We start from the raw sequence: 12462 nt of genomic DNA, 5'->3' as shown, positions 1-12462 counted from the left end.
GCGTTTCGGGGGGGATCTCATGCCGTCCTGCCGCGCGGATGCCGTGCTGGCGCAGGTGCGGCATTACGACCGCATCGCCCTGGTGCTTCAAGGCGGCGGGGCGCTGGGCGCCTACCAATGCGGCGTGGTGGAGGCGCTGGAAGACTGCGGCGTGCATCCGCACTGGGTGGCCGGTATTTCCATCGGTTCCATCAATGCGGCGCTGATTGCGGGCAACCCGCCGGGCCAACGCGCTGCCGCCTTGCGCACGTTCTGGGAAACCGTCACCCAGCAGCCGCTGCTGCCCACCCTGCCCTGGGAACACGACGCCGCGCTGGCCTGGATTCCCGAACCCCTGCAACCCCAGCTTGCGGTCATGCAGGGGCTGCGCGCCATACTCGAAGGCCAGCGGGGCTTTTTTCTGCCACGCTGGCCGCTAGGCGGCAACAACCCGACGAAGGCCAGCTTTTACGACACCGCGCCGCTGCGCGACACGCTGGAAAAGCTGGTCGATTTCGACCGGCTCAACAGCGGCGAAACCCGCATCAGCGTGGGCGCGGTGAATGTGCGCAACGGCAACCAGGTGGTGTTCGACAGCGCCGAGATGCGGCTCGGCCCCGAGCACATCATGGCCTCGGGCGCGCTGCCGCCGGGTTTTCCGGCGGTGGAGATCGACGGGGAGTTCTACTGGGACGGCGGGCTGGTGTCGAACACGCCCTTGTCGCAGGTGCTGGGCGGCCACCCCAGCCACCACACCCTGGTGTTCCAGGTCGATCTGTGGAGCGCGGCGGGCGAGGTGCCCAAAACCCTGCTCGACGTGGCCGAGCGGCAAAAAGACATCCAGTTTTCCAGCCGCACGCGCATCATCACCTCCACCCTGCAGCGGGCGCAGCAGCAGCGTCGCATTCTGCGCGATTTGCTGCAGCGCATTCCGCTCGACAAACGCGATGCGCTGTGCGAACAGGTGCAGGAAATGGCGCAGGACAAACGCTACAACGTCATCCACCTGATCTACCGCGACAAAGCCTTCGACGGTCAGGGCAAGGACTACGCCTTCGGCCGCGCCGAAATGCGCGCCCACTGGCAAAGCGGTCTCGACGACATGCACCGCACCCTCGACCACCCGGACTGGTTCGCTCTGCCCAGCGCCGAGCAGGGCTTCGTCACCCACGACGTGCACACGCAGGCCTGAGTCGTTGCTCCTTCAGGGCATCAGCAAAGTGACGCCCTGCAGATCGCAGGCCATGACGGCCTGCCGCAGCGCGGCAATGGCTTCATGCCGAGTGAAGCTCTTGCGCCACACCAGCACCACGCGGCGCGTGGGCGGCGGATCGGAAAACGGCACATAACAAACATAATCGGTGCTCGGATCGGCCGCATGCGGCACGTCCTGCCGCGGCACCGACAGTTTGGGCACCACGGTGATGCCCATGCCCGAGGCCACCATCTGCTTGATAGTCTCCAGCGACGAGCCTTCGAAACTCTTGCGGATGCCTTCCGAGCTGGGCGAAAACCGGGCGAACTCCGGGCAGACTTCAAGCACATGGTCGCGAAAGCAGTGGCCGGTGCCGAGCAACAGCATGGTCTCGTCCTTGATCGCCTCGGCGCTCAGCTCCTTGCACGCCGCCATCGCATGGGTGCGCGGCACGGCCACGAGGAAGGGCTCGTCATACAGCGGCGTGACCGCCAGCCCCTGATCGGGGAACGGCTCGGCCAGAATAGCCGCATCCAACTCGCCGGTGCGCAACATTTCCAGCAGGCGGGTGGTGAAGTTTTCCTGCAGCATCAGCGGCATCTGCGGGCTGCGCTTGATGACATTGCGCACCAGCTCGGGCAGCAGATAGGGCGCAATGGTGTAGATGACCCCCAGCCGCAGCGGCCCGGCCAGCGGGTCTTTGCCGCGCTTGGCGATCTCTTTGATCGCCGCCGCCTGCTCGATGACCCGCTGCGCCTGCTCGACGATTTCCGCGCCGATGGGCGTGATGCTCACCTCATTGCCGCCGCGCTCGAACAGACGCACATCAAGTTCTTCCTCGAGCTTTTTGATGGCGACCGACAAGGTGGGCTGGCTGACGAAACAGGCCTCGGCAGCCCGGCCAAAATGCCGCTCGCGAGCGACGGCGACGATATAGCGTAATTCTGTCAGAGTCATAGAAAGAATTAAAACAGAAACGCCGCCAGATTGTGTTAATCAATGCAATTGGGCCTCAGGCGCTCAACCAGTCGAACCCTTCGCCCAGCCAGCGCGCGGCGTGTTGCCGGGCGGCTTCGGGCGCGGCGACCAGCAGACGTTGCGCGGTGTCGCGGGCGGCTTCGAGCAGATCGATGTCTTGCGCCAGATCGGCGTAGCGCAGGCCGGGCACGCCCGACTGCCGCAGCCCCAGCAGTTCGCCCGGCCCGCGCAGTTCCAGGTCTTTCTGCGCCAGGGCGAAGCCGTCGGTGAGTTCGCGCATCGCCCCCAGGCGCTGGCGCGCCGTGGGTGACAGCGGCGAGGTGAACAGCAGCACGCAATCCGACTGCGCCGCACCCCGCCCTACCCGCCCGCGCAGTTGGTGCAACTGCGACAGCCCGAAGCGCTCGGCATGTTCGATCACCATGAGGCTGGCATTGGGCACGTCCACCCCGACCTCGATCACCGTGGTGGCGACAAGCAGGCCAATTTCGCCCGCGCTGAACGCCTGCATGGTGGCGCGCTTTTCCTGCGCCTTCATGCGCCCGTGCAGCAGGCCGACTTGCACCGCCCGCTGACCGGGCCTCGTCGCCAGCGCGGCGCTGAGTTCGGCGTGGGTGGCCACGGCGTTTTGCAGATCGAGCGTCTCGCTTTCCTCAACGAGAGGGCAAACCCAATAGGCCTGCCGCCCCTGCGCGGTCATCGCGCCGACCCGGGCGATGAGTTCGCCGCGCCGATCCGCGCTGACGACGCTGGTTCGCACCGGCGTTCTACCCGGCGGCAGAACATCGATGGTGGACGCGTCCAGATCGCCGAACAGCGCCCTGTCGCGCAGGGCCAGGCGCTGCGCCACGCCGAAGCGATGCTGCTCGTCCACGATCGCCAGCCCCAGCCGAGCAAAACGCACCTGCGCCTGAATGACGGCGTGCGTGCCCAGCACGAGCTGCGCCTCCCCGCTGGCCACGCGCTGCAGCGCCGCCTCGCGCTCTTTTTTCGTCTGGCTGCCCGAAAGCCAGGCGACACCCACGCCCAGCGGCTCCAGCCAGTCGGCGAGCTTGCGCGCATGTTGCGCCGCGAGAATTTCGGTGGGCGCCATGAGCGCGCACTGCCAGCCGGCCGCCACGGCCTGCGCCGCCGCCAGCGCGGCCACGACGGTCTTGCCGCTGCCCACGTCGCCCTGCAGCAGCCGGTGCATCGGCGCGGTCTGCGCGAGGTCGGCGGCGATTTCGGCCACGCAGCGCTCCTGAGCTGCCGTGAGGATGAAGGGGATGGCCGCCCGCAACTGCGCCGGGAGGCTATGCGCCTCGGGCGCGGCGGGCAGCATCGGCGCCTTCCACCGTTGTCGCTGTGCGCGGGCCTGCTGCTGGGCCAGTTGCTGCGCCAGCAATTCGTCGAACTTCAAGCGCCGCTGCGCCGGATGCGTGCCCGCTTCCAGCGCGGGCAAGGCCGCGGCCGGCGGGGCATGCAGGGTGCGCAGACTCGAAGGCAGATCGGGCAGATGATGGCGTGTCAGTTCCTCCTGCGGCACGGTGTCGCGCCAAACCAGCCGCTCAAGCGCCCCAGCCACGGCCTTGCGCAAATAACTTTGCGGCACGCCGGCCGTGGTGGGATAGACCGGCGTGAGCGTGTTCGGCAGGGGCGCGTTGGCGTCCACCAGCTTCCAGGTCGGGTGCACCATCTCCCAGCCAAACAAGCCCTGCCGCACCTGCCCATGCACCCGCAGCCGCACCCCGGGCTGCAAGGTTTTGAGCTGATTGGGATAGAAGTGGAACAGCCGCAGGGTGAGGACGGCGTCTCCCGCTTCCGGGTCTTGCAGCCGCACCAGCAACTGCCGACGCGGCGCGCGGCCCTGTACCTGCGCCTGGGTCACTACAGCATCCGTGGTGACAAGCTCACCGTCGCGCAGCGCATCCAGCGGCGTGAGCCGCGTTTCATCGTCATAGCGCAGCGGCAAATGCAGCGCAAGGTCCCAGTCGGTGTGCAGACCCAGCCGGGCGAGCGGCGTGGGCCGTGCCGGTTTGGCCTTGCCCGCCGGGTCTTTGCGAGGCGCGCTTGCCCGCTGCGGCGGATCGGCAGTGGGGTCTTGCTGAGAGGACTTGCGCGCGGCGGTCATCGAAGCATTCTAAAAATGACAGCAACGTCGTCTGCGCCTGAGCTCGGCATGGCGCACCCGCTGGATACCGAGCCCCCAATAATCCCCCCATTCAATCCCCCCATTCGCACGGGTTTTTGTGGGTCTGGTTATAGTTGTTACAAATTCACTTATTTTGCCCATGTCCAAAGCCCTTTCCACTCTGCGCACAGCCTGGTTCTCCATGCTGGTGCTGCTGCTTGGGTTGGCGCCATTCATTCATGGGCATCTGGGCCAGCCGGTGCAAAGCGGCTGGCACATCCATGCGCTGACGGCCGCGGCGGAAGTGCAGGCCAGTCCGCAATTCAGTTTGCAATCAAGTCCCGACGGCCTGGCCTGCCTTGCCAGCCACCCTCAGCACACGGCGCAGCAGTCGGGCTTTGCGCTGCAGACCCCCGAGCCCAGCGATGTGGAACTGGCCTCGGGCATCGCCCAATCCCGGCTCTCCCAGATCCGCCTGGCCAGCGTATTGATCGACACCGAAGTCGTGCTGCCGACGTTTGCTTTCGCGTCACAGCACTCCTTGGCCGTCACCGCGCTCATTTCTTGGCCGCAACTCTCTGACGACGCGCTTGCGCGCGTCCACCACGGCCTGCCGCCTCCCGGTCAGGCTCCGCCCTCCACTCTGGTCTGATTTTTTTCTGCCGCAACACGCGTGAAACACAGGTGCAACCTGTCACGCGCAAGATGCCACTCAGTCCCAGATGGAGCCCGGCGCATGGCCGGGATGCAAGATGCCCCAATTCTTTTTGTCGCGCAGCCCGTTGGCGTGCGCCGTGTCCGCCAGCCTGTTGAGCCTGGCGCTCGTTTCCCTGCCTGCCGCCGCACAACCCGCGTCGCCCGGCGTCATCGCCATGACGGCCGACCAGCAGACCGCGCTCGGCGTGCGGCTTGCCACGGTGCAGGCCGCCGCGGCCGCGCAGATCGACCTGCCCGCCCGCGTGGCCGTGCCGCTGTCGCAGCAGGCTGTTGTTTCTGCTCCTGCCGCCGGAATGATCACCCGCCTGCTGGTCAACCCGGGCGATACGGTGAAAAGCGGCCAGCCGCTAGCCGAACTCAGCAGCCCGCAAATCGCCCAGTTGCAACGCGAGCGCAGCGAGGCGCAAAGCCGATACGACCTGGCGCAGCGCCAGTTGCAGCGCGACACCACGCTGGTGAACGAGGGCATCGTGCCCGGCGCCCGGCTCGAGGCTGCCCGCGCGCAAAGCCGCGAGGCGCAAGCCATGCTGGCCGAGCGCAATCTGGCGCTCAAGCTGGCCGCAGGCGGCGCTGCGCTCAACGGCGTGGCCACCTTGCGCGCCCCCATCGCCGGGGTCATCACCGAAACCACAGCCTTGCCAGGCCAGCGAGTCGATATGGCCGCACCGCTGTTCCGCATTGCGCGGCAAGGCCAGTTGTGGCTGGAAATAGATGCCAGCCCACAGCAGGCGAGCGCCATTCAGGTGGGCGCCGAAGTGGAGGTGCCCGCACTGCAGGCGCGAGGGGTGGTGCAGGCCAAGTCCACCGCGCTGAACGCGGGGCAGAGCGTGCTAATTCGCGTGCGCGTCACCCAATCCGGCGGTCTGCAAGCGGGCGCCGTGGTGCAGGCGCGCTTGAACCTGCCGACGCAAGCCGGGGTGTGGCGTGTGCCGCCCGCCGCGGTGACGCAGATCGATGGCCGCGATGTCGTGCTCACGGTGACGAAACAGGGCTTTCGCATCGTGCCGGTTACCGTGGCCGGTCGTCTGAATGACGCGGTGATGGTCAGCGGCCCGCTGAAGGCTGGCGACAAGGTGGCAGCCACTGGCGTCGTGGCGATCAAGGCGGCCGCTGGCGAGGTGGCGCCATGAATTTGACGGCCCTCACGCATGGCGCGTTGCGCCAACGCCTGCTGACCCTCGGCGCGATGCTGGCGCTGGTGGCGGGCGGCATTTTTGCCTGGCGCGCGCTGCCCATCGACGCCTTTCCCGACGTGTCTTCGCCGCAGGTGAAAGTCATCATGAAAGTACCGGGCATGACCCCGGAAGAGGTGGAGACGCGGGTTGTCCTGCCCATCGAGCAAGAGGTGCTGGGCATTGCCAACAAGCGCATCGTGCGTTCGGTGTCGAAGTACGGCATTGCCGACATCACGGTGGATTTCGTCGAGGGCACCGATGTGTATTGGGCGCGTCAACAGGTGGGAGAGGCGCTGGCGAATGTGCGCGGCGACCTGCCGGCTTCGGCGATGGGCGGGCTCGCCCCCATCACCACGCCTTTGTCCGACCTGTACATGTTCACCATCGAGGGACCGGCCAGCCTGGAAGAGAAGCGCAGCGCGCTGCAATGGCTCATCCGCCCGGTGCTGCGCACCGTGCCCGGCGTGGCCGATGTGAACATGCTCGGCGGCGATGTACGCGCCTTCGCGGTGCAGCCCGATCCGGCGCGGCTGGCCGCCTGGGGGCTGTCGCTCAATCAGTTGCGCACCGCGCTGCAGGTCAACAACAGCAATGACGGCGCCGGCCGCCTGGACGAAGGCGAAGAAACCCGCATCGTGCGGGTGCAGGGCGCATTAGCCAATGCCAACGACATTCGCAACACCGTCGTCGCCAATGTGCGCGGCACTCCGGTGCGCATCAGCGATGTGGCGCAGGTCAGCGTGGACAGCAGCACGCGCTACGGCATCGTCACCGCAAACGGCAAGGGCGAGGCGGTCGAAGGCATTGTGCTCGGCCTGCGCGGCGCCAATGCGCAGCAGGTGATCCACGGAGTGAAAGCACGCCTGGCCGAGCTGGAGCCGCGTCTGCCCCAAGGCATGACCATCAAGGTGTTCTACGACCGCAGCCAGCTGGTCGAGCGCGCCGTGGGCACCGTGCTCGAAGCGCTGGGAGAGGCCGTAGTGCTGGTGATCGTCATGCTGCTGCTGTTCCTCGGCAACTGGCGCGCAGCGCTCGTCGTGGCCATCACCCTGCCGCTATCGGCCCTGGCGACCTTCATTCTCATGCGCTGGTTTGGACTGAGCGCCAACCTCATGAGTCTGGGCGGTCTGGCCATTGCGCTGGGCATGCTGGTCGATGCCGCCGTGGTGGTGGTGGAAAACCTGGTGAACCACATGAGCCACGACCCGCAACACGCGCCGGATCACAACCCGGGCGGCGCCACCACCGACCGGCTGGGACGCATCCTGCGCGGGGTGTCGGAAGTGTCGGGGCCGGTGCTGTCGGGCGTGGCCATCATCGCCATCGTCTTTTTGCCGCTGCTCACCCTCGAAGGGCTGGAGGGCAAGCTGTTTCGCCCGGTGGCGCTGACCATCGTGTTCGCGCTGGGCGCGTCGCTGCTCATTGCGCTGACCATCGTTCCGGTGATGGCCTCTTTGCTACTCAAGACCGCGTCGCACACCGACCCCTGGCTGGTGCGCAAGCTCTCCGCCGGTTATCGGCGCGTGCTGGACTGGAGCTTCAATCACACCCGCATCGTCGTGACCGTGGCGCTGCTGTCGCTCGTGGCTGCCGGTTGGGCCTACACCCGGGTGGGCAAGACTTTCATGCCCACGCTCGATGAAGGCGATGTGATCGTGCAACTGCAAAAGCTGCCCTCGGTCAGCCTGGGCGCTACCGCCGCGCTCGATCTGCGGGTGCAGCAGGCGCTGCTCAAGGAGGTGCCCGAGATCAAGTCCATCGTCGCCCGCAGCGGCTCGGACGATCTGGGCCTCGACCCCATGGGGCTGAACGAAACCGACACTTTCCTGGTGCTCAAACCCATGTCGCAGTGGCGCGGCAGCAAGGACGAGGTGATCGAGGCCATGCGCAAGGTGCTGGAACGCTTCCCCGGCGTGGACTTCGGCTTCACCCAGCCGATCGAGATGCGCGTGTCCGAAATGCTCACGGGTAGCCGCGGCGATCTGGTGGTGAAAATCTTCGGCCCCGACATCGCCCAGCTGGGCGATCTGTCGCAACAGGTGGCCGAGACGCTCAAAGCCGTGCCCGGCGCGCAGGAAGTGCTCGCCGCCCGACCGGAAGGCGTGCAATACCTCACCGTGCAAGTCGATCGTCTTGCCGCGGGCCGCGCCGGGTTCGATGTGGACAGCCTGCAGCAAGACCTGCGCGCCCTGGTCGAAGGCCAGCCGCAGGGCATGGTGCTCGAAGGCGTGCGCCGCACCCCGCTGCTGCTGCGCGGGGGCGCCGATCTGCGCAGCAATCCGCAGGCGTTTGCCCAGGTATCGATCACCGCGCCGGATGGCACCGCCTACCCGCTGTCGCAACTCGCCCGCCTCACCCCCACGCAAGGTCCGGTGCTGGTGGCGCATGAAGACGGCAGCCGTTTTGCCGCGGTGCAGGCCAATGTCAGCGGGCGCGATCTGGTGAGCTATGTGGCCGACGCCAAGCAGGCCGTGGCCACCAAGGTGAAACTGCCGGAAGGAACACGGCTGGAGTGGGGCGGCCAGTTCGAGAATCAGCAACGCGCCGCTGCGCGCCTGGGGCTGGTGGTGCCAGTGGCGCTCGCGCTGATTTTCGTGCTGCTGATGACCACCTTCGGCTCGGTGCGGCAGTCGGTGCTGGTGTTCGCCAACATTCCCTTCGCTCTCGTCGGCGGGGTGATTGCACTGTGGGCCAGCGGCCAATACATGTCGGTGCCTGCCTCGGTGGGCTTCATCGCGTTGCTGGGCATTGCCGTGCTCAACGGTGTGGTGCTGGTCAGCCATTTCAACGAGCTGCTGCAGCGCGGGCTTCCGTTGGCGCAGGCCGTGCGCGATGGCGCCATGCGCCGACTGCGGCCGGTGATGATGACCGCCACCATCACCGCGTTCAGCCTCATCCCCCTGCTGTCGGCCACCGGGCCGGGCTCGGAAATCCAGAAGCCGCTGGCCATCGTGGTCATCGGCGGATTGATCACGTCCACCGCCCTGACCCTGGTGCTGCTGCCCCTGATGTTTGCCCGCTTCGGTCTCGCGCGCATTGCGCGCGAGACCGAAGCCGCAACCCAAAAGACGGAGAACGTCTGATGAAACCGCTATCCAAACCCTTTACCTTGAGTGCATTGAGTGCCGCGCTTGCCCTTACGCTGACCGCAGCTCCCACCTGGGGCGCCGAGAAGGCATGGGCCAAGTCGGCGGATACGCCTTCGCTGCAAGCCGCCCTGCCCGCCTTGAGCGAACTGCCCAGCCCGACACTGCCGCAAATCGCCGCGGTGGACCAGATCCTGACCGAAACACCCGCGCTGCAAGAGGCGCAAGCCCTGCTACAAGCCGCGGCACAAAACGGCGCCGTGCTGCGCGCCGGAACCAACGAGTTCACCGGTCAGGCGCAGGTACAGCAGCGCCGCATCGAGTCACTGCCCGACAGCGGGCGCTACAACGAATGGCAGTTGCTCATCAACCGCCAGTTGCGTCTGCCGTCGCAGGCGCAGGCCGATGGCCGCATGGCCGAAGCGTTGCAGACTTCAGCGCAGGCCGCACTGGTCGCGACGCGCCAGCAGTTTCTCGGTGCCTTGCTGACCGCCTGGTTCGCGGCCCAGCGCGCGCAGGCCGAGGCCGTGCTGGCGCAGCAGGATCTCGACTTGATCAATGCCCAGGTCAAGGCGCTGCAACGTCGCCAGTCTCTGGGGGACGCCAGCGTGCTGGAGCTGGAGCAGATGCAGGCCGAGCAGGCCCGGGCGCAATCGACCCTGCTGCTCGCGCAGGGCATGGCAGCCAGCAGCCGCGCCGCCTTGTTTGCGCGCTACCCGGCGCTGTCGCGCGGCGGCAGTCTGCAAGGTCAGACCGATCCCGGCGCGCTCGCACTGCCTACCCTGAACGCCGAGCAACTGAGCGCGCGGGCGGTGCAAGCCAGTCCGTTGCTGGTCCAACAGCGCGCCATGCTGCAAAAGGCGCAGGCGATGGCAGCGCAAGCCCACGCCGCGCGCACGCCGCAACCTACGGTGGGCGCCTACATCGGGTCGGACCGCGGGGGTAGCGAGCGCATCGTCGGCCTGCAGTTCGCGATGCCGTTTGGCGGCTCGGCGCGCGTGTCGCAAGAGCGTGCCGCGCTGGCAGAAGCGGATGCCGCGCAGTGGCGTCTGCGCGATCTGCAGGCGCAGGCCGAAGCGGACTTCCAGCGGCTTTACGCCGATGCACAGGCGCAGGGGGCTGCGGTCAAAGCCACCGAACAGGCCGCGCAGGTGCAGACCCAGGCCAGCAACCGCATGTTGCGCGCCTATCAGTTGGGCGAAGCCGGCATGTCGGACTGGCTGCTCGCCCGGCGCAGTGCGCTGGAGTCCACGCGGCTCGTGCTGCAATCGCGTTTCGACGCGGCGACCTCCAGCGCTCAACTCAAGCTGCAAACCGGCTTGCTTTACGAACTGACGCCGTAGGCAATGGATTTGCCCCTAACCGCCCGCCGCCGAACCTGCGAGGACAGAGCCCCCCCTGATGGGCCGTCTGGGTTCAATACACCGGCCAGTCGCGCATGGAAAACAGGCGCTGGTGCTCGCGGATGGCGTAGCGGTCGGTCATGCCGGCCAGATAGTCGGCGATGGCGCGGGGCTGGCGGGCAGCGTCCTCCCGCTGATAGGCGCGCGGCAGCAGGCGCGTATCGGCGTGATAGGCCTCAAATAATTCGGTGAGCAATCGCTGCGCCTTGGTAGTGTTGCGCAGCACGTCGGGGTGTCGGTAGAGGCGGTGCAGCAAAAGCTGCTGGAGCTGCTGCAACTGCTCTTGCACCGGCGCGCTGAAGGCCGCCAGTGGCGGCGCGGCACGCACGGCGTCGGGCGAATCGACGCCCGACTGACGGATGCGCTGCGCCGTTTCGGCCACCAGGTCGGCAATGAGCGCCGAGATCATGCGGCGGATGGTTTCGGCCACCCGCCGCCGCCCCTGCACGGCCGGGTAGGCGCGTTGCACGGCGTCGAGGTGCCCGGCGAAGAACGGCACCGTCTGCAGCTCCTCCAGGTCGATCAGCCCGGCGCGCAGGCCGTCGTCGATGTCGTGATTGTTGTAGGCGATGGCGTCGGCCAGGTTGGTGATCTGCGCTTCCAGACTGGGTTGGTCGCCCTGCAGAAAGCGCGCGCCGATTTCGCCCAGATGTTCGGCGTTGCGCCGCGAGCAATGTTTGAGCACACCCTCACGGGTCTCGAAGCTGAGGTTCAGGCCGTTGAAGGCGGCGTAGCGCTCTTCCAGCGTAGTGACCACGCGCAGCGATTGCAGGTTGTGCTCGAAACCGCCGCCCTGGGGGGCATGTTTTCGCATGCAGGCGCCCAACGCATCCTGCCCTGCATGGCCGAAAGGCGTGTGTCCCAGATCGTGCGCCAGGGCCAGCGCCTCGGTGAGGTCTTCGTTCAAGCGCAGTGCCCGGGCGAGAGCGCGAGCGATTTGCGCGACTTCCAGACTGTGCGTCAGGCGGGTGCGGAACAGATCACCCTCGTGGTTGAGAAACACCTGGGTTTTATATTCCAGCCGCCGAAAGGCCGAGCTGTGGATGATGCGGTCGCGGTCGCGCTGGTAGCCGGTGCGATCCAGCGGCGGCGGTTCGGCATGTTCACGCCCGCGAGAGGTTGAGTCATCGCAGGCGTAGGCGGCAAGCGTCATGCCGAGGACACGGCTTGCGGCTGCGACGGCTGCAGATGCGCGGCTATGCTGGCCTGCGCTTCCGTCATGGGCGCGGCGCGCAGCACCGGGCGCCCCAGCCCGTTGAGCAGCACAAAACGCACTTCGCCGCCCTCGGTCTTCTTGTCCACCTGCATACACTCGGCCCAGCGCTCGGCGCCCAGGTCGGGCGCGCGCACGGGCAGACCGGCGCGGGCGATCAGCCGCGCCAGCCGCTCGGCATCCGCAGGGGCGAGCAGGCCCAGACGCACCGACAGATCGGCCGCCAGCACCATGCCCGCGCCCACCGCTTCGCCGTGCAGCCAGTTGCCATAGCCCATACCGGCCTCAATAGCGTGACCGAAGGTGTGACCGAAATTGAGAATAGCGCGCAGCCCGGTCTCGGTCTCGTCCTGCGCCACCACCTTCGCCTTGATGCGGCAGCACCGCGCCACGGCCTCGGCCAGGGCGGCATCGTCCTGCGCCCTGAGCGCGTCGATATGCGCTTCGAGCCAGGCGAGAAAATCGACATCGGCAATCGCCGCGTGCTTGATGACCTCCGCCAAGCCGGCCGAGAGTTCGCGCGGCGGCAGGGTGTGCAAGGTGGACAGATCGGCCACCACCAGCCGGGGTTGATAGAACGCCCCGATCATGTTCTTGCCCAGCGGA

At 67.1% G+C, this 12462-nt stretch carries 9 protein-coding genes; 5 read left to right on the top strand and 4 right to left on the bottom strand.

The genetic code is table 11. The features are described from left to right. Nucleotides 1–19 precede the first annotated feature (19 nt). The gene (locus B7X30_RS08480; protein WP_286730220.1) at nucleotides 20–1171 is read left to right on the top strand and encodes a patatin-like phospholipase family protein; all 1152 of its coding nucleotides are present in this window, start codon (nucleotides 20–22) and stop codon (nucleotides 1169–1171) included. 12 nt (nucleotides 1172–1183) lie between these two features. On the opposite strand, the gene B7X30_RS08475 is transcribed toward B7X30_RS08480, so the two are convergent. Next, complete coding sequence (locus B7X30_RS08475) at nucleotides 1184–2131, bottom strand: hydrogen peroxide-inducible genes activator (protein ID WP_286730219.1); 948 nt, start codon at nucleotides 2129–2131, stop codon at nucleotides 1184–1186. Nucleotides 2132–2186: 55 nt separating this feature from the next. Then, entirely contained in the window at nucleotides 2187–4262 is a 2076-nt protein-coding gene (locus B7X30_RS08470) for an ATP-dependent DNA helicase RecG (RefSeq protein WP_286730218.1), read from the bottom strand. A gap of 160 nt (nucleotides 4263–4422) precedes the next feature. Between B7X30_RS08470 and B7X30_RS08465 the strand changes: the two genes are divergently transcribed. The 4 genes from B7X30_RS08465 to B7X30_RS08450 all read left to right on the top strand — a co-directional run bounded on the left by B7X30_RS08465 (nucleotide 4423) and on the right by B7X30_RS08450 (nucleotide 10583). After that, nucleotides 4423–4914: a hypothetical protein gene (locus B7X30_RS08465; RefSeq protein ID WP_286730217.1), complete on the top strand. Its 492-nt coding sequence runs from the start codon at nucleotides 4423–4425 to the stop codon at nucleotides 4912–4914. Between the two features lie 100 nt (nucleotides 4915–5014). Then, nucleotides 5015–6109 carry an efflux RND transporter periplasmic adaptor subunit gene (locus B7X30_RS08460; protein ID WP_286730216.1) on the top strand — a complete coding sequence of 365 codons (1095 nt, stop codon included), beginning with the start codon at nucleotides 5015–5017 and terminating at the stop codon, nucleotides 6107–6109. Next, a complete protein-coding gene (locus B7X30_RS08455; protein ID WP_286730215.1) occupies nucleotides 6106–9237 on the top strand; it encodes an efflux RND transporter permease subunit in 3132 nt (1043 codons plus the stop codon). The genes B7X30_RS08460 and B7X30_RS08455 overlap by 4 nt, the downstream gene beginning before the upstream one ends. Continuing rightward, entirely contained in the window at nucleotides 9237–10583 is a 1347-nt protein-coding gene (locus tag B7X30_RS08450) for a TolC family protein (RefSeq protein WP_286730214.1), read from the top strand. Before B7X30_RS08455 ends, B7X30_RS08450 begins: the two co-directional genes overlap by 1 nt. A gap of 73 nt (nucleotides 10584–10656) precedes the next feature. Here the strand turns inward: B7X30_RS08450 and B7X30_RS08445 are convergent, their stop codons facing one another. Continuing rightward, on the bottom strand, nucleotides 10657–11796 hold the full coding sequence (locus B7X30_RS08445; protein WP_286730213.1) for a deoxyguanosinetriphosphate triphosphohydrolase: 1140 nt from the start codon (nucleotides 11794–11796) through the stop codon (nucleotides 10657–10659). Further along, nucleotides 11793–12462: 3-dehydroquinate synthase family protein (locus B7X30_RS08440; protein WP_286730212.1), on the bottom strand; the 670-nt coding region annotated here is incomplete at its 5' end. The genes B7X30_RS08445 and B7X30_RS08440, both read right to left, overlap by 4 nt.

Source organism: Thiomonas sp. 13-64-67, assembly GCF_002282795.1.
Taxonomy (GTDB): Bacteria; Pseudomonadota; Gammaproteobacteria; order Burkholderiales; family Burkholderiaceae_C; genus Thiomonas; species Thiomonas arsenitoxydans.
The sequence above is the reverse complement of the archived record's forward strand: the minus strand, read 5'-3'. Positions and strand labels throughout refer to the sequence as shown.